23 protein-coding genes and 1 pseudogene are annotated in these 16453 nt (G+C 59.8%); 11 read left to right on the top strand and 13 right to left on the bottom strand.

Annotated elements, in window-relative coordinates; translation table 11 throughout:
* Nucleotides 1–181 precede the first annotated feature (181 nt).
* The 4 genes and pseudogenes from ACG74X_RS20265 to ACG74X_RS20250 form a co-directional block, all read right to left on the bottom strand.
* Nucleotides 182–736 carry a hypothetical protein gene (locus ACG74X_RS20265; protein WP_411237136.1) on the bottom strand — a complete coding sequence of 185 codons (555 nt, stop codon included), beginning with the start codon at nucleotides 734–736 and terminating at the stop codon, nucleotides 182–184.
* 313 nt (nucleotides 737–1049) lie between these two features.
* Nucleotides 1050–1316, bottom strand: a pseudogene (locus ACG74X_RS20260) (cation transporter); the annotation flags it as partial.
* Nucleotides 1309–1866, bottom strand: coding sequence for a ubiquinol-cytochrome c reductase iron-sulfur subunit (petA, locus tag ACG74X_RS20255; RefSeq protein ID WP_411237135.1), 558 nt, complete (start codon nucleotides 1864–1866; stop codon nucleotides 1309–1311). The pseudogene ACG74X_RS20260 and the gene petA, both read right to left, overlap by 8 nt.
* Before the next feature lie 108 nt (nucleotides 1867–1974).
* The gene (locus ACG74X_RS20250; RefSeq protein ID WP_411237134.1) at nucleotides 1975–2499 is read right to left on the bottom strand and encodes a hypothetical protein; all 525 of its coding nucleotides are present in this window, start codon (nucleotides 2497–2499) and stop codon (nucleotides 1975–1977) included.
* Nucleotides 2500–2575: 76 nt separating this feature from the next.
* On the opposite strand from ACG74X_RS20250, the gene ACG74X_RS20245 reads away from it, so the two are divergent.
* Nucleotides 2576–3139, top strand: coding sequence for a Crp/Fnr family transcriptional regulator (locus ACG74X_RS20245; protein ID WP_411237133.1), 564 nt, complete (start codon nucleotides 2576–2578; stop codon nucleotides 3137–3139).
* Here ACG74X_RS20245 and ACG74X_RS20240 read toward each other — a convergent pair.
* From ACG74X_RS20240 to ACG74X_RS20225, 4 genes are read right to left on the bottom strand one after another with little or no spacing between them, the layout of a single operon-like run.
* Nucleotides 3136–3585 carry a DUF411 domain-containing protein gene (locus tag ACG74X_RS20240; protein WP_411237132.1) on the bottom strand — a complete coding sequence of 150 codons (450 nt, stop codon included), beginning with the start codon at nucleotides 3583–3585 and terminating at the stop codon, nucleotides 3136–3138. The genes ACG74X_RS20245 and ACG74X_RS20240 overlap by 4 nt on opposite strands.
* Nucleotides 3582–4595: a cation diffusion facilitator family transporter gene (locus ACG74X_RS20235; RefSeq protein ID WP_411237131.1), complete on the bottom strand. Its 1014-nt coding sequence runs from the start codon at nucleotides 4593–4595 to the stop codon at nucleotides 3582–3584. Before ACG74X_RS20235 ends, ACG74X_RS20240 begins: the two co-directional genes overlap by 4 nt.
* 1 nt (nucleotide 4596) lies before the next feature.
* Nucleotides 4597–5253: a TVP38/TMEM64 family protein gene (locus ACG74X_RS20230; RefSeq protein WP_411237130.1), complete on the bottom strand. Its 657-nt coding sequence runs from the start codon at nucleotides 5251–5253 to the stop codon at nucleotides 4597–4599.
* 6 nt (nucleotides 5254–5259) lie between these two features.
* Nucleotides 5260–5646 carry a DUF6010 family protein gene (locus tag ACG74X_RS20225; protein ID WP_411237129.1) on the bottom strand — a complete coding sequence of 129 codons (387 nt, stop codon included), beginning with the start codon at nucleotides 5644–5646 and terminating at the stop codon, nucleotides 5260–5262.
* Nucleotides 5647–5891: 245 nt separating this feature from the next.
* Between ACG74X_RS20225 and ACG74X_RS20220 the strand changes: the two genes are divergently transcribed.
* Together ACG74X_RS20220 and ACG74X_RS20215 are read left to right on the top strand one after the other, a co-directional pair.
* Nucleotides 5892–6620 carry a response regulator gene (locus tag ACG74X_RS20220; RefSeq protein ID WP_411237165.1) on the top strand — a complete coding sequence of 243 codons (729 nt, stop codon included), beginning with the start codon at nucleotides 5892–5894 and terminating at the stop codon, nucleotides 6618–6620.
* Nucleotides 6620–8071: an ATP-binding protein gene (locus tag ACG74X_RS20215; protein WP_411237128.1), complete on the top strand. Its 1452-nt coding sequence runs from the start codon at nucleotides 6620–6622 to the stop codon at nucleotides 8069–8071. Before ACG74X_RS20220 ends, ACG74X_RS20215 begins: the two co-directional genes overlap by 1 nt.
* Nucleotides 8072–8139: 68 nt before the next feature.
* Here the strand turns inward: ACG74X_RS20215 and ACG74X_RS20210 are convergent, their stop codons facing one another.
* The gene (locus tag ACG74X_RS20210) at nucleotides 8140–8319 is read right to left on the bottom strand and encodes a hypothetical protein (RefSeq protein ID WP_411237167.1); all 180 of its coding nucleotides are present in this window, start codon (nucleotides 8317–8319) and stop codon (nucleotides 8140–8142) included.
* On the opposite strand from ACG74X_RS20210, the gene ACG74X_RS20205 reads away from it, so the two are divergent.
* The 7 genes from ACG74X_RS20205 to ACG74X_RS20175 all read left to right on the top strand — a co-directional run bounded on the left by ACG74X_RS20205 (nucleotide 8277) and on the right by ACG74X_RS20175 (nucleotide 13036).
* The gene (locus ACG74X_RS20205; RefSeq protein ID WP_411237127.1) at nucleotides 8277–8762 is read left to right on the top strand and encodes a L,D-transpeptidase; all 486 of its coding nucleotides are present in this window, start codon (nucleotides 8277–8279) and stop codon (nucleotides 8760–8762) included. The genes ACG74X_RS20210 and ACG74X_RS20205 overlap by 43 nt on opposite strands.
* Nucleotides 8763–8887: 125 nt before the next feature.
* A complete protein-coding gene (locus tag ACG74X_RS20200) occupies nucleotides 8888–9202 on the top strand; it encodes a c-type cytochrome (protein ID WP_411237164.1) in 315 nt (104 codons plus the stop codon).
* A 25-nt stretch (nucleotides 9203–9227) separates the two neighbouring features.
* Nucleotides 9228–9572, top strand: a complete 345-nt coding sequence (locus ACG74X_RS20195) for a copper resistance protein CopC (RefSeq protein WP_411237126.1) — start codon at nucleotides 9228–9230, stop codon at nucleotides 9570–9572.
* A gap of 3 nt (nucleotides 9573–9575) precedes the next feature.
* Nucleotides 9576–10442: a CopD family protein gene (locus ACG74X_RS20190; protein ID WP_411237125.1), complete on the top strand. Its 867-nt coding sequence runs from the start codon at nucleotides 9576–9578 to the stop codon at nucleotides 10440–10442.
* Nucleotides 10439–11824 carry a multicopper oxidase family protein gene (locus tag ACG74X_RS20185; RefSeq protein ID WP_411237163.1) on the top strand — a complete coding sequence of 462 codons (1386 nt, stop codon included), beginning with the start codon at nucleotides 10439–10441 and terminating at the stop codon, nucleotides 11822–11824. Before ACG74X_RS20190 ends, ACG74X_RS20185 begins: the two co-directional genes overlap by 4 nt.
* Entirely contained in the window at nucleotides 11821–12297 is a 477-nt protein-coding gene (locus ACG74X_RS20180; protein ID WP_411237124.1) for a c-type cytochrome, read from the top strand. The genes ACG74X_RS20185 and ACG74X_RS20180 overlap by 4 nt, the downstream gene beginning before the upstream one ends.
* 10 nt (nucleotides 12298–12307) lie before the next feature.
* Nucleotides 12308–13036, top strand: a complete 729-nt coding sequence (locus ACG74X_RS20175; protein WP_411237123.1) for a DsbA family protein — start codon at nucleotides 12308–12310, stop codon at nucleotides 13034–13036.
* A gap of 65 nt (nucleotides 13037–13101) precedes the next feature.
* Here the strand turns inward: ACG74X_RS20175 and ACG74X_RS20170 are convergent, their stop codons facing one another.
* The 4 genes from ACG74X_RS20170 to ACG74X_RS20155 all read right to left on the bottom strand — a co-directional run bounded on the left by ACG74X_RS20170 (nucleotide 13102) and on the right by ACG74X_RS20155 (nucleotide 15236).
* Complete coding sequence (locus tag ACG74X_RS20170; RefSeq protein WP_411237122.1) at nucleotides 13102–13806, bottom strand: VIT family protein; 705 nt, start codon at nucleotides 13804–13806, stop codon at nucleotides 13102–13104.
* A gap of 11 nt (nucleotides 13807–13817) precedes the next feature.
* Nucleotides 13818–14300 (bottom strand): helix-turn-helix transcriptional regulator, encoded by a 483-nt coding sequence (locus tag ACG74X_RS20165; RefSeq protein WP_411237121.1) that lies wholly within the window; start codon nucleotides 14298–14300, stop codon nucleotides 13818–13820.
* Between the two features lie 101 nt (nucleotides 14301–14401).
* The gene (locus tag ACG74X_RS20160; protein WP_411237120.1) at nucleotides 14402–14977 is read right to left on the bottom strand and encodes a cytochrome b/b6 domain-containing protein; all 576 of its coding nucleotides are present in this window, start codon (nucleotides 14975–14977) and stop codon (nucleotides 14402–14404) included.
* Between the two features lie 4 nt (nucleotides 14978–14981).
* Nucleotides 14982–15236 carry a PepSY domain-containing protein gene (locus ACG74X_RS20155; RefSeq protein ID WP_411237119.1) on the bottom strand — a complete coding sequence of 85 codons (255 nt, stop codon included), beginning with the start codon at nucleotides 15234–15236 and terminating at the stop codon, nucleotides 14982–14984.
* Between the two features lie 456 nt (nucleotides 15237–15692).
* Between ACG74X_RS20155 and ACG74X_RS20150 the strand changes: the two genes are divergently transcribed.
* A protein-coding gene (locus tag ACG74X_RS20150; protein ID WP_411237118.1) for an IS5 family transposase occupies nucleotides 15693–16450 on the top strand; the annotation gives its coding sequence in 2 pieces (ribosomal slippage) (nucleotides 15693–16014 and nucleotides 16014–16450; 759 coding nt in all).
* Nucleotides 16451–16453: the final 3 nt, after the last annotated feature.

Raw genomic sequence — 16453 nt, 5'->3', positions numbered from 1 at the left:
TACCTCGAAATCTAGAAAAAACGCTGCTGCGGATAGGCCAGTCTTTGAACGAACTGATCATTGTATTGTCAACGGTTAGCCGCTCAATCCGCGAAATCTTCGCGGAACGCACCCGAACTTTAGGACGCCTTCATTGATTCTAACGATCTGACATTGCCTCAGGTGCTAGCAGACTCCCTCTCTATGTGGGACGGAGGCTGATTTTCGGCAGCGTTGGATCGTCGAAGTCGGACCTTCGCCAGTAGTCCTCGCAATGTTCAATGCCAGGAGTTGTCAGCTCGAAGCGATTATCAGCGCTCGGATCCTCGGCAATTAATCCAAGCTTTACCAGCGGACGCACTGAACCATCTGCGACGGAATGATCGTGAAGTGAGCCATCAAGAGCCTCCGTCCTCCAACGATATTTTCCATCTGTGAGAAATCGACGGATCGCACTCGGTGGATAGGTCTTTTCATTTAGGCGCGCACTGAAGCCAAAGGACATTGAGGAGAGTGTGTCGCGCGCTCGCGGAGGCAGCTGTTCCCACGTAAGGTTGGAATTGATGCTGTCCGGTATCTCGCCCGAGCCGATCGCTCTGCCATCAAGAAACGCAGATTTTAGTGCTCTTTCGATCGCACCGATCGTGTTTTGTGAGTAACCGTACTTCTTCGCGGCACGATCCTCACGAATGATCTCGCGCGCGATTTCTCTAAATTCAGCACGTCGCTGCGGGTCAATTGATTTGCGTTTTGCCATGCTGGGCAATCTGGCACAATCGCTGACAGCTTTCCAGCCGTCGATGGTCGCTGGAGGCCTGCTGTCCTCGCGATCTGGTTCGATATCCGAGGCAAATTTTTGCCGTCGTAAACTGATCGCGTTGGAGTTTCTTGCGCGTTTTGCAACGTTGGTCGATGGATTGTCAAAATCTCGCTCGCAGCGGTAACGATAATGGGACCCACTCTATCGAATTAGCTCGGCGGTAGTCGTATGCCCTGCCCCAGACGCAGCAACGCAACTCACGTTCACCCGCTGTTTTGTTGCACTCTGAGGTGGTCCAGCTTGTCTGGATCTATGCATATTCCCGTGTGTCATGAAGCCGGCGCTCGGCGAGCGCCTGGCGAACGATCTGAAACGCTGAGGACAAGAACAGGCTGGCCATGATGGCCGCGACGATCAGGTCTGGCCAACCGGTAGCTGTGCCCCACACTCCGAGGGCTGCGAACATCACCTCCACATTGCCAATGGCGTCGTTTCTTGAGCAGAGCCAGACAGAGCACACGGCGGCGTCACCGTCCTTGTAGCTGACCAAAAGGAGGACGCTTGCGAGGTTAACCGAGTGTCAGCACCATGTTATCGGACAAGGCCAGAGGTGGAATGTGTAGGTTCTCCGGCGCAGGCCCTTTGCGAATGCGTCCCGCAGTATCGTAATGCGACCCGTGGCAGGGACAGAACCATCCCCCGAAATCGCCCGCGCCATCGCCAAGCGGGACACATCCCAAATGCGTGCAGACACCGATCATAACCAGATAGGCGTCATGGCCCGGAATGGCGCGGTTCTCATCCTGCGCTGCGGCCTCGCCGGGAAGGTTGGGGTTGCGCGCATCGGTGTCCGGCAACGCTGAGACCGCCTGTTCACGCGCCTGGGCCATCTCCGCTTGCGTCCGGTGGCGGATGAAGACGGGTTTTCCGCGCCAATTGACGGTCAGTTGCGTCCCTTCCGCGAGCCCGGAGATATCCACCGAGATCGTCGCCAGGGCGCGCACATCCGCCGAGGGGTTCATCTGATTGATCAGCGGCCAGAGCGCCGCACCGGAGGCGACCACGCCCGCACCAGCAGTGGCATAGTACAGGAAATCCCTGCGTTCAGTGTCGCCGGTCGCATCCATAGCATGGCAAGTGTGCACCCTTCCCGCGCCGGAACGTCAACGCGGGTTTTGTAACGTTTTGTCTGCAACCTGGGGGCTGGCGGAGGTAAACTGAGGCCAATCATTGGCTCAATGGTGGGGCGGTGCGCCTTTTGCCATCATGAGATGATGCTCCTGGTGATGCGCGCCGATGGTCATCAATCCGAAGAACCCGAGACCCTGTATCTCGTCGGAATCGCCGTCAACGACGAGGGCGACACCGTCCCCGAGATCCTCTGTCGTGACCTCCCAACCCGTCTCGGCCACAAGGAAAGGCGCATGGGCAGGCACCATGGCACGAATGGCCTCGAGAACGCGCGGTGCCCCCCGGATCTCGAAACGGATACCGGCGGGCCGCACACTGCGGATGACTTCAGCCTCCATCGTCACAAGCTCCATGTCCACCAGATGTCGCCTCAGATCCGCGATATCGACCTTGGCCCAATCGGTGGCCGGATCGGCGCGCAGGAGCGCCACGATCTCGGCCATGGCAGCAAAGGCCGATTGCCCGGTTTCCTGCGGACCCGGCATCGCATGCCCGGTCGCGGAGTGGCCGTGCTGGGCCGCGACGGGTCCAGACAATGACAGGGCAAGCAGGAGAGCAACAATGCGCATGGCGGGATCCTTTACAAGGGGACGATACCCTTTTTCTCTAGCACGCAGGCCTGCTCTAGAATATGATTTCAATCATATGCTGCCAGAGCCCTATGACCTTCTCCCGACATCTGCCGTGCGGCCGCAAATGGCTGCGGCTGGCGACGTGCTCTTTCGAGAGGGTGCACGGACCCGGGGCCTCTATGTGCTGAAGACTGGGCGCGTGCATCTCGAGCGGGTGGGGCCGAATGGCGAGCGCCTCATCATTCACCGGGCGACATCCGGGACCAGTTTCGCCGAAGCCTCAGTCTTTTCGGAGCGCTATCATTGCGATGCCATCGTGATGGACGCAGCAGAGCTCATCCGGATAGACAAATCCGCAGTCCTTGCCGCCTTCGCGAACCCGGATTTCGCGCGCGCCTATGGACGCCAGGCGGCCCAACAAGTTCAGGCGCACCGGCAGATCATGGAAATCGTCGGCATCCGCCGCGCCGAGGACCGGGTGATGGCGGGGATGGTCGCGGGTCTTCTGGAGGGCACCGTCGTCGACTTCGCAGCCCGCCTCCAGCTGACGCATGAGGCCACGTACCGCGCGCTGCGGGCTCTCGTCGAAGCGGGTCGGGTCACCAACCCGTCGCGCGGGACCTACACGTTGGCCTAGCTGTGGCTGGCAAAGACCGATGTCGCGCTATCGAGCCCGACGAGCAACGTATCGAAGGTATCCCCGGCTCCGGGGCCGCCCATCCCGGGGGAACTCATCGGCATGCCCGGCACGGTCAGCCCGCGCGCCGCCGGTTGCTCTGCGAGAAGCCGGGCGATGTCTTCAGCCGGCACATGGCCTTCGATGAAATAATCGCCGACCACCGCTGTGTGGCACCCGGCAAGCTCTGGCGCGATCTTGAGCCTGTCTTTCAGCGCATAGAGGGTGTCTTGATCGACATCCTGGGCTTCGACCGGCAATCCGGCCTGCCGGACATGATCGACCCAGGCCGTGCAGCATCCGCAGGTCGGAGTTTTGACAACCTTGATGATTGGTCCGGTATCGGCCACGGCCGGAAGCGCGAGAGTCGCGGCAGCGCCGGTCAGCAGAAAGGTACGTCGTTTCATGTGTCGTTTCCTCTTGAATTGTTGTCTAAACTAACATCGCGAGCGGGCCTGTCGAGGTGATCGTGGTGCGCGGATGGTGCATGATGCTTTGCCTCCGGTCCCATCGATTGCGTTATGTCCAAATCCTCCGCGTGGCGCTCGTCGAGGCAATCCGTTTCAAGCTGCAGGGTCACCATGTGAAACCCGTGATGCTTGGTCAGGTGCGTATAAGCGGTCTCAAGGATGCGGGCGGCATCGGCAGGCTCGGTGTGGCGCAGGTGGGCCGAGAAGGCGTGCTTGCCGCTGGTCAGCGTCCAAGCGTGGACATGATGGACATCGAGAACGCCGTCCTGCGCGCGCAGATCTGCGGTCACAGCGTCGAGATCGGTGTCCTCGGGGGTCCCTTCCAACAGAATATGTACCGCCTCGCGGATGACCCCGACCGAGGCCCAAAGGAGCACGACCCCGAAGGCCATGCCAAGGATCGGATCGATCGCCAGAAAGCCGGTGAATTCGATGACGAGGGCGGTCACGATGATCAACAGGCTGCCGACAAAGGTCTGGATGATGTGCCAGAGTGCGCCGCGGGCATTGAGATCATCCTGGCTGGATTTCCACATCAGGCCAAGCGAGATCACCTCGGTGACCAAGCCGCCGAAGGCCACCCAGAGCATTGGACCCGTGGGCAGATGGATCGGATCCCCGAGCCGCATCGCCCCCATCCAGATCACCAGAAGCGCCATCCCGAGAAGAAAGCCGCCATTGACCAGCGCGCCGATGATCTCGGCGCGATACCAGCCGAAACTGCGCGCCATGTCCGCAGGGCGGCGGGCGATCCGCTGCGCGATGATGGCGACAAGCACACCTCCGACGGCGGACAAGGTGTGAAATGCATCCGACAGCACCGCGATCGAGCCGGTCCAGAGCCCAACAGCCAGTTCGATCACGAAGTATATGCCGGTCAACCAGGCGGATATGGCCAGAGCCTTGCCCGAAGATGGCATGTGTCCCGCGTGCGCATGAGCGGCCATGTCAGATTTCCTTTTTTGCAGTGTGGTTGCCGCGCCAGACCGCAACGAGGACGGACAGGGCGGTGAACCCGCCGAGCGCCAGCGCCGTCCAGGTGGCGGTTTGCACGTCGCCATTCATGGCCTCGCTGCCGAGATGAGCGAGCAAGAAGCTGGCCGGTATGATCCCGGCGAGTGTCGCCAGTGCAAACCGCCAGAGATGTAGGACACTCAATCCCGCCGCGTAGCTCACCATGTCGAAGGACAGGAACGGCAGCAGCCGGCTCCCGAACACCACAAACGTCAGGGTATTTTGTGATCCCAGCAGCCCGCGCCCGATCGTCTCGCCGACATGGCGTTCCACGAAAGGGCGCCCCAGCCCGCGCGCGAGCAGAAAGGCGGCAAGCGCGCCGATCTCTGCGCCGAGCACGACGAGCAAGGTTCCGAAGGTGTGCCCGTAGGCGGCCCCGGCGGCAAGCGCGATCGGCGCCAAGGGCAGGGGGCTGGCCACGATCGCCAACGTCATCAGCGCCACGACCAGAACCGGGCCAAGAAGACCGGCCGCATCGATCCAGCGACGCAGGTCGTCGCGCTCCGGCAGATCGATATCGAGGCCAGCAAGGTCCGGACGCGCCAGTATGACCAGCACAAGCCCCAGAAGGATGAGAACGACGAGACGCACCTTGGCCTACCTCGTATAGAGCAGCACAAGAAAGGCTGCCGCCATCAGGTCGAAGACAACGCAAAACGGGATGTACCAGCGCGGGACCCGGGTAAGGCGACGCGCATTGTGATGCGCCAGATCCCAGAGCGCATGGAGCGCGAGGCCCAGAGGCAAGGCTGCCCAATGCCAAAGGAGACCCGCTACGGCCGCCGCCCCAAAGACGAGAGCGACCGCCAGCTCGGACCAGAACACGGACCGGCGGCCATCGGCGGCCCCGAACCCGATATAGGCCCCGCCGATCAGGGCCCGAGTGATTGCTGCCAGAACCAGCGAGCTGTCCTGTTCCACAAAAAGATGGGCGGGCAGCGTCAGCCCAAAAAGTGCCAAACCGAGCCACGTTGGCCGCCCCACGCTCTGTTGCTCCGGGTGGCTGGGAAATTGCCGTGATGGGTTAGGGTATACACCTGTCATGCAGAGTGACTTGGGGCTTCCAGCTACTGGAGGGTCAAGACATGTCAGGGGTATTGATACATATTGCGACAAACGACAGGCGGGCCTTTCCGCAAAGATCAATCTATTCTGTACGTTATGACGAGAGATTTATTGGATGTTTGGTGGATGAAGCAGTTATTCCGGTGTACCGGGGTCAAGAGCTGATGGGATCCGCTGCGCATATTCTGGTCGTCGACGATCACGCCGAGATCCGGCACTCTGTGACGCGCTATCTTGAGAAAAACGGGCTACGCGCGACAGGCGCCAAGAGCGCGGGCGAAATGGATGCGCAGCTGGCCAAACACAGCTTCGATCTGATCGTGCTCGACATCATGATGCCGGGGGAAGATGGGCTGGCCGCCTGCGCGCGACTGCGCCGTGAACAGCAGCAGACGCCCATCCTTATGCTGACAGCACTGGGCGATGACGACGATCGGATCAAGGGGCTAGACACCGGGGCTGATGACTATCTGGCCAAACCGTTCAATCCGCGTGAGCTTCTGGCGCGGATCAATGCAATCCTCCGCCGCGCGGGAGACGGATACACCCCGCATGGCGGAACTTTTGCGGGCAAGCGCGCAACGTTTGCCGGGATCACATTCGATCATGATGCCAGGCAAGTCATTTGCCCTGACGGCACGGTCAATCCACTGACAACGGCAGAAGCAAACCTGCTGACAGTCATGCTGGAGCGCCCCCGCGCGGTGATCAGTCGGGATGAGCTCTTGGAGCTGAGCGCAGGCCGCGTTGCCGGACCCTTCGATCGGACGATCGACAACCAGGTCTCGCGCCTGCGTCGGAAAATCGAACCGGACGTGCTTCGCCCCCGCATTATATCGACAGTGCGCAATGGCGGGTATTGTCTCAATTGCGACGTGGAGATCGAGACCTGATGCGTATGGGGTTCCGCTCGCAGATCGCTCTTCTGGTTGTGTCGGTCCTGTTCGTGGCGCAGGTCGTGGGTTTGTGGCTGTTTGTCGATGAACGATCGCTTGCCGTCCAGGCGGCCATCGGCAGTGAGGCCGCCGGACGTGCGGCAAACGTTGCCCGCCTGATCGAGGAAGCCCCGCCTGAATTGCATGAGGACATCGTTGCGGCCGCGAACTCGCCCCTTGTACGCTTCGATCTCGGCGACACGCCTGCCGTCACGCACACCCACCATGATGAGAACGGGGCGATTGAAGCGCGTATTCGTGCGCTTTTAAACGATGGCTACACCCGCGATATCCGCGTCGAGGTGCACGAGATTGAACAGGGGCTGTTGCCGCTGCCAAACCTCTCGCCGGAAATGGCGGAAATGCACGCCGAAATGATGCAGGGAACCCTGGCGGCCATCGAGATGGAAGTCTCGATCGCCATTACCGGGGGTCAATGGCTGAACGTCGCCACCCGATTCGAGCGCCCGCCAATCCAATGGTCATGGGCCTCCACACTTTCCTTCGTGTTGACAGCCGCCGTGTTGCTGCTGGCGATCTTCTGGTTCCTGCTGACCCGGCTGACGCGACCCCTGAATGAACTCGCTGCGGCAGCCGAAGAGTTTGGGCGCGGTGGTGGTCAGGGACCCCTCACGCCGGTCGGCCCAAATGAAGTGCGGAACCTGACGACGGCCTTCAATGACATGCAAGCGCGTCTGGCCCGCTTCGTCACGGACAGGACGCAGATGTTGGCCGCCCTGGCCCATGACTTGAGATCCCCGCTCACCGCGCTCAGGGTTCATGCCGAGATGGTGGAGGATGCGGAGACCAAGACCGGCATCGCGGCCTCTCTCGACGAGATGCAGGATATGGTGGAAGCGACGCTGGCCTATGCGCGCGGCGTGGGACAGGACGAGGCCCTGCAACGGATCGAGATTGGCGCGTTTCTGACCGACATTCAGGACACAACCCACGATACGCTGGATGTGTGCCCGGGACCTGAGGCAATGGTGCAGATCAAACTCAATGCTCTGCGCCGGGCCTTGCGCAATCTGATCGACAATGCGGGGCGCTACGGGCGCAACCCGACCCTGTCCTGGGCCATCTCCGAGGGCGGCATCGAGATTTTGGTCGAGGACACTGGGCCCGGGATCCCAGACGACCGCTTGCGCGATGTCTTCCAGCCGTTTCTGCGCCTCGAAGGATCGCGCTCCCGCGAGACCGGAGGCCATGGGCTCGGCCTTTCGATCGCCCGCAGCATCGTCTTGCAACACGGCGGCACCATCACGCTTTCCAATCGCGCGGAGGGCGGGCTGTGTGCCCGCATTGTTCTGCCGGTGAACGCGCACCAGACCACGCCGATTCTCCCATCCGAGCATCCGGAAGCGGGCACCGAAACCGGGGTTCCCATTCAGACCACGAAGGTGTGACGCCGTCGTCCGACGCGCGGGTTGATACATAACCTTACAAAATTCCAAGGCCTCACAAGTTCCGTCGCTCACTGATCTTCGATAGAAAACAAAGCGTTCGACATGGAAATGAGGCAGACCCATGCAGGCAAGAAATCGATCCTCTCTTTCGCGTCGTCATTTTGTTGGCGGCATCGGCGCAGCGCTCCTGTTTGCGCCATCGGTAATGCGCGCCGAAACTCTCGCACCGGTTCGGCGAAACGCTTCAAGCTTCAGAACCCACAATTGGAAAGACCACTTTGATCGTCTGGGCAAAGGCATCATTATCGCAGACACCAATTCCCGGGCGCTCCAGCAATGGACAGCCGACGGTGAAATGTTCCTTTATCCGACATCGGTCCCTATGACGGACGAACTCACGCGACGGGGTTATACTGAGATCATCTTCAAGGACCCTGAGCCGGATTGGACGCCGACGCCATCGATGCGTGAACGCGATCCAACCTTGCCGGCCTACATGCCGCCCGGTCCAGACAACCCGCTCGGAGTGCGGTCGCTGCATTTGACGTGGCAATACTATCGCATTCACGGGACCCACGATACGCGCAAGATCGGTCGCCGTTCGTCCAGCGGCTGTATCGGTCTTTACAACGAACATATCATCGAGGTGTTCAATCGAACCCCGGTCGGCACGCAGGTCAAACTGATCTGATGGGGCGGTATGCGATCGTTGCCGTCGGCGTTGCCGTGGTTCTTGGCATAGGCTTCTGGTGGACCGGACCAACCGGCGATGCCGTTGCGCCTGCCGCGGACGACACGGCACGAGCGGGTGCGTCCATGGTTGATGTACTGGTGCCGGAAACGCTGTCTGCCAATGCGGAGATTGGCAAACTGGCCTACGAAGCAAAATGCGCGGCCTGTCACGGTGCGAATGCCGCCGGGCAGGACGGCGTGGCCCCTCCGCTTGTGCATAAGATCTACGAACCCAGCCACCATGCGGATGCCGCCTTCCTTCTGGCGGCAAAGAACGGCGTCCGGGCGCATCACTGGAGGTTTGGGAACATGCCTCCCGTCGAAGGCGTCACGGACGGCGACGTAAAGATGATTGTGGCCTATGTTCGTGAATTGCAGCGCTCGAATGGTATAAACTGAAGCATGAACCGACGAAGGACGATCCGTGAAATATAGATTAGCACTGACAGTTTTCTTGGCGCTGACAAGCGCGCAAGCACTCGCACATTCCGAAAAAGAAAGTATGACCCCTGAAAACGGTGCCGTTCTTGCTGCCGTGCCAGAGACAATTGGATTGCGGTTCAACGATGGGATGCGATTGACAAAAGTCGAGATGACCCATGCGGAAACACACACCGAGTCATTGGACCTGGGCACACAATCTGGCTTTGTCAAAGAATTCTCGCTTCCTCTTACGTCCATGGGACCGGGGGCATATCAGATCGAGTGGCGTGGGCTTGGCGTTGATGGGCACCCGATGAACGGTGCCTTTTCCTTCGAAGTGCAGTGAGCAGTGCCAGATTTCTGGGGACAGGCTGCGATTGCCGCAAAGTTCTTGCTTTACCTCGGCATCCTCACGAGCGTCGGGCTTGTATTGTGTCGCCAAGTGTTTTCAGACCAGTTGGTTAGGATTGATCGTTTTGTGCGCGTTTGGGCCGTGACCTTTGCGCTTCTGGCCATGGCGACGTCTTTGCTCGGCTTTGCAGTGCAAGGCGCAGTACTCATGGATGACGCTTCGGGGATGATCGATCCCGCGATCCTGGCACTGCTCTGGGAAACCCCACCTGGAACTGCCCTGCTGTTGCGGGTGCTGGGCTTGGGTGCGCTGCTGGTAGGAACGGTCCTGGGCGGACGATGGCTGTGGATGGCCCTTTTGGGTGGTGTGGTGGCAATCTGGAGTTTTTCAGATATCGGCCATGTGGCCAGCGAAAATCGCCTTTGGTTTGAAGCCGTTCTGTTTCTTCATCTCATTGTGGCTGCCTTTTGGATCGGCGTGCTACTGCCGCTTCAGAGGCTGTCGGGGCCGGGGAACACAATGAGCGGGGCTGCCATCCTCGGGCATCGTTTTGGCCAAGCTGCATCCGTTGCAGTCCCGCTTCTGCTTCTCGCGGGCGTGGTGATGACCTGGCGTCTGGTGGGATCACTTCCGGCGCTGCTCGGTTCGGCTTACGGGCTGACGTTGTTGACCAAGATAGCCGTCGTCACCGCCCTGCTGACCCTTGCCGCGATCAACAAGACCCGGCTGGTTCCTGCTTTACAGCGAGGCGATGCAAAGGCGGGCGCCCGTCTTGCAAGATCGATTACAGTGGAATGGATCTGCATCGGTTTGATCCTGCTCGCCACGGCCGTGTTCACATCCATCCTTCAGGTGCCATCATGAACATATCAAAACGTGACTTTCTTCGGATGAGTGCAGCGGGTTTGGCTTACATGCCAAATGCACTGTCCGCACAAACGGATCTGCTTTCTGTGACGGCCCGTGTCGCCGATGTACAGCTTTTGCCTGATGACTATGGAAAAACACAGATCTGGGGGTTCGATGGCATCGCGCCCGGCCCGGAAATCCGGGTTACGCAAGGCGCACGGGTAAAAAGACGGATCATCAATGACCTGCCCGATCCGACGTCGACCCATTGGCACGGAATTCGCATCGAGAACGCGATGGATGGGGTGGCGGGCCTGACGCAGGACTCAGTACGCCCCGGACAGGGTTTCGACTATGATTTCATCGCACCCGACGCGGGGACCTATTGGTATCACGCGCACAACCGCTCGTTCGAGCAGGTCGCGCGTGGTCTGCAGGGCGCGCTGATCGTCGAAGAGCCGGAGCCGATTGATGTCGACCGGGAAGAGGTCCTGATCCTGGACGATTGGCGGATCGATCCGGAGACAGCCCAGATTGCTGATACTTTTGGAGCGATGCATGATCTCAGCCATGCGGGACGTCTTGGAAACTACATCACCACCAACGGGACCTATAATCTCGCGAGGAAGGTGAAGCGGCACGAGCGTCTCCGCTTGCGCCTGATCAATGCGTCCAACGCCCGCATATTCCAGCTTGCCCTGGATGGTCTGGAGGGCTGGGTCGTGGCGATGGATGGCATGCCGCTGGCAACGCCCAGACCTGTGGAGGGTTCCTTCCTCTTGTCATCTGCGCAACGGGTGGACTTGATCGTCGACGTGACCGCAGAGATGGGCAGCGCAGGTCACCTCGTGCACTTGGGCGGCGATGAAACCTTCTCGCAGGTGGCTTTCGAAGTGACCAGCGACGGCGCACGTGCGCCGCGGGGAACACCTCGACCCCTTCCGCCAAATGCCCATGCCATGCCCGATCTGGCAAACGCCAGAGACATAGCTCTACTGATGGAAGGCGGGGCCATGGGCGGCATGCGCGGTGCCATGATGGGCGGGCGGATGTCGTCCATGCGCGACATGATGCAGGCTGGAAGCTTCTGGGCGTTCAACGGTGCCGTGGGGGGCATGGATGGCCCGCCCCTGGCGGAGCTATCACTCGGTGAGACTGTTCGGTTGAAGATTACCAACGACACGTCGTTTCCGCATGCCATGCATCTCCACGGAATGCATTTTTATGAGATTGAACGCGATGGTAGCCTCGGCGCGTTTCGAGACACCACACTGCTCGACCGGGGCGAGGTGCGCGACATAGCCTTCGTAGCCGACAATCCCGGCAAATGGCTGCTGCACTGCCATATGCTGTCGCACGCAGCGGCCGGCATGATGGCATGGGTCAATGTGTCATGAGAGGTCTGGTTGCCGTCTTCGCGATTGGTGGCTTGGCGGCTCTCGGGGCGGCGGCCTATGTCTGGACCGGGTCTGCCGCCAATGTCCAAAGCGGCGTGATGCCAGCCACTGTCGATCTTGTCGCCGGCAAGGCCCTCTACGCCGAAACCTGCGCCGCGTGCCATGGGGCGAACCTGGAAGGACAGGAAAACTGGCGAAGTCCCGGCGAAGACGGTCGGCTGCCTGCACCGCCACATGATGAAACAGGTCACACCTGGCATCACAGCGACCAGGTTCTGTTTGACTACACGAAACTTGGGGGCCGCGAGATGATGGCTGCCCAGGGCATGGAATTCGACAGCGGTATGCCCGGCTTCGGTGACCAACTCACCGACCAGGAAATCTGGAACATCCTCGGTTACATCAAGTCCACCTGGCCCGAGGAAATACAGGACATGCAGGCTGCGCGCACCAATGGTGTGCCGGTGAACTAGGAGAGATCTCATGAAGATTGCAACGGCAATGGCTCTGGCCGCCACTCTGCTCACGCCGCTCGCGTCTAATGCCGACGGGCTCAGCGAAGACCGGGTCAAGGAACTGGTTCTCGAGGCCATCCGCGAGAACCCCGAGATCGTCCTCGAGGCGGTTCAGATCATAGAACGGCGTGAACAGGAGCGGCAGGCGGCCGCAGCGGCGAGTGTCCTCTCCGAAAATCGCGATCTCCTCGAGAACGACCCGAACGCGCCCGTTCTCGGCAATCCCGAAGGCGATGTCACGGTCGTGGAATTCTTCGACTACAATTGCCCCTATTGTCGTCGCGTGAAGCCGCATATCGAAGCGCTGTTGGACGAAGATCCCAATGTGAGGCTGGTCTATCGCGAGTGGCCGATCCTCGGAGATGGCTCCGTTTTTGCCGCGCGCGCTGCATTGGCCGCGCGCGAGCAAGGCAAATACGAGGAGTTTCACTGGGCGTTGATGGGCATGCAGGGCCGGGCCGAGGAAGCTTCCGTCATCCAGGTCGCGCAGGACATAGGATTGGATATCGCGCAGCTGCGACGGGACATGCAGGCGCCCGAGATCGATGCCCATATCGCGGCGTCAATGGAAATGAGCCGCGCGCTTGGTTTCAACGGCACACCATCCTTTGTGATCGGAGACGCGTTGGTTCCGGGGGTCATCGAAGCAGATCAGATGATCCGTCTTGCGGAACAGGCACGTGAATCCAGGCAGTAGGCCGAGAGGCACGTTCAGGGCGCAACCTGCATTTTATCCGGAAAGCGCAAGTGCCGACCTGGTGCTTATACGCTTACGCCAAACAGCCACCCGACGGCTGCCGTGACAGCCATTGCAAAGACACCCCATCCAACGACGCGTAAGACGGCTGGCAACACAGGAGCAGCGCCCGCCTTGGCTCCAAGCGCCCCGAGGGCAACAAGCGCAAATATGGTGACTGTCAAGACTGTCGGGATAATGGCTGAAGCAGGGGCCATATAGGCAGCAAGAACCGGCACTGCCGCCGCGACACTGAAGGTTGCGCCAGACGCCAATGCCGCTTGAAGTGGGTTCGCGGCGTGCACCTCTGAAAGGCCTAGTTCGTCCCTGACATGGGCGTCCAAAGCGTCCTTTGCGGTCAGTTCGCGCGCGACTGCCTCAGCCGTTTCTGTGCTCAATCCCCGTTCCTCGTAGATCGCCACCAGTTCTTTAAATTCATCTTCGGGCATTTCGGCCAGGGCGATTTTTTCGCGCTCAATATCTGCGCGCTCTGTATCGGACTGCGACGAGACGGAGACGTATTCACCGGCGGCCATAGACATCGCACCGGCCACCAACCCGGCAACACCTGCGATCAGGACCGCACGCGGGCTGGGATCCGCCGCCGCGACGCCGACGACAAGCGATGACACCGAGACGATACCATCATTGGCCCCCAGTACGGCCGCACGAAGCCAACCACTGCGGGTAACATAGTGCGGATCATCAGGATGGGCGCTTGGTTCTACCATGGTGGTATTTCTTACACGGTAGAGCGGTTTTTTGCCGCTTGTTCTCTAGAGGGGTGGTTCATCGATGCAGTGTCGAGCTCATTCTCTGAGCTGATGCCGCCGGCCAGCAATTCTTCGACGAATAGGCTAATGAACTGTGCCCGCCCGTCTGTTGACGATTTTGCATAGATGCTGGTCGCTTGCGCGCGTACAGTGCCGGGCGCGGTGTGACGGACTTGAGCGATTGCGTCGTTGTCCAGGCCTTTCAGTATCATCAGAGCCACGTCCCTCTCCGCGTTGGTCAGGTTCCAGTCTTCGAAGAAACCCTCGACAACTTCTGCAAGATGTCCATGGGCGATTTCCAGTCCCGTCTGCATGTCCGACATGCGCGTGAGCAACCCGCGCAATTCGATCATCAGAAAGAGCACACCCACTATCAAGGCAACGGCGATAACGGCCTCAAGCGAGAGGTGAGGATCGGTGAAAAACCCGCCCGCGCGGAAATCCTCGATCACGTCACCGATGAAGAAGAGCGCGCATAGAGCCTGCAAAAGGATAAGGCCCGCAAGTACAGTTGCGCGCCTTTCCCTCGTTTTTGCAGGCCAGAGCCTCAGTCTCATATCACATCGCGTCCTTCGGGGATGGTCTTGCGCCCGTTTACCATAGCGCGGACCAGATTGACACCGGACCGCCAGGTATCGAAGGCCACGCCGGCAACATGCAGTGCAACCGAAAACACAAGCCAGTTGAAGGCGGCCTCATGAACCTCTTCGACCCAATCCACTCCGAACAAGGCAATGGTCGTCATCATGTAACCGGTCACACCGATGACGATGACACTTGCCCAGATGTTGTATGCCATCAACGCCCCGAGCGGGTTGTGCGAGAGGTGCACGGTCCGGTCCCCAGCGAGCATCGCCTTGAGATGGTGAACCGCGCGGGCGGGACTTGGAGGGAAGGCAGTAAACCGCGCGTGTTGCGGCCCGATAACTGCCCAGATCAATCGCAAACCAACGAGACCCAAAGCAATATAGCCGATCCACTCGTGGATCTTGCTTTCGTCGTCCACGAACGCGCCATTGAGAAGGATCATCAGGGCGAGGGACCAATGGATCAACCGCACCAGCGGGTCCCAGACGGCGACCTCACGGGCGCTTGCGCGCCCGTCGGTCTGTCGGGTGGCGGCGACCACGGGGTCAGCCTTTGACTTCGAGTTTCGTGACCGCACCTGTCTGGGTGCTCACGTAGACTTCGCCCATCTTGCCGTCACGGACGAAATAGACCTCGATCTTGCCGTCCTCCATTTCAGCCTTGCGCACTTCATAGCCCATGGCCGTGAGGGAGGCCTGAACCTCTTGGATGGTTGTGCCGAGTGTACTGTCCATCGTCACATCCTCAGCGATTGCCGGGGACGCGAAAGCGACAAGAGCGATAAATGCGAGTTTGCGCATGAGTGTAATCCTTTCGTTGGGGCACCGACGGTCCGGTGCGACAAGGCGGCAACTTGTGTTGGCGCTTCCTGTCATTTCGGCAGGATTGCGGCGTGGAACCATTGGCGCAGGGCTTATCGGCGCCCGGATAAGCGCGTGCTTACGGCGCTTTCTTGCCGGACCAACCGGTAAAAGCGGGCCAAGCTGATCCTTTCTTAGCGCCCTACTCAGTCGATTGGATCAGCTCCAAGAAACCCTTTAGCGGGGACTCTGCCTTATAGTCAGATAGGTATACATAAGTACCATCGACGTAATCGTTGGTTGTACTGGAACGAACGGCAAAACAATTCAGTGTGGCTGAACTATACGTTTACGTGAACGGATCAGAAATCGCTCAAAAGCGCCAAGATCTAGGCTCAGGACTCATTGATTTCCGGGGGACGGCGTGATTCACGTTTCGAAAACCGAGCGGTGAACATGTCTGATCTCTTCTGGCTGAGTGATGCGCAGATGGCGCGTATTGAGCCCTTCTTTCCGAAGTCCCACGGCAAGCCACGCGTTGATGACAGGCGCGTTCTCAGTGGTATTATCTTCATCAATCGCAATGGTTTACGGTGGCGCGACGCACCTGCTGCCTACGGCCCACACAATACGCTGTACAACCGCTGGAAGCGATGGAGCGATAAGGGCGTCTTCGCCCGGATGATGGCGGGTCTTGCTGCCGAGCACAGCGAAAAGAAGACCGTGATGATTGACGCAACCTATCTGAAGGCCCACCGAACAGCGACCAGCATGGGCGTGAAAAAGGGGGGCGTGGACGCCTGATTGGCCGCACCAAGGGCGGCATGAACACCAAGCTGCACGCCGTCTGCGACAGCCAAGGCCGACCGCTCAACCTGTTCGTCACCGCCGGTCAGGTCAGCGACTACATCGGTGCCCGGGCACTGTTGAGCAGCCTGCCGGATGTCGACTGGCTGCTCGGAGATCGCGGCTATGATGCCGACTGGTTCCGAGAAGCGTTGAAAGACAAGGGGATACGCGCGTGTATCCCCGGTCGAAAACAGCGCAAGAAAACTGTGAAGTACGACAAGCGCCGATACAAACGACGCAACCGGATCGAGATCATGTTCGGCAGGCTCAAAGATTGGAGGCGTGTAGCGACCCGCTATGACCGGTGTCCAAAGGTCTTCCTGTCGGCCATCGCTCTCGCTGCGCTCGTCATTTATTGGCTATGAGTC

The organism is Marivita sp. S0852, assembly GCF_046591575.1.
GTDB lineage: Bacteria > Pseudomonadota > Alphaproteobacteria > Rhodobacterales > Rhodobacteraceae > Marivita.
This window is presented reverse-complemented; position numbering and strand designations above follow the sequence as displayed.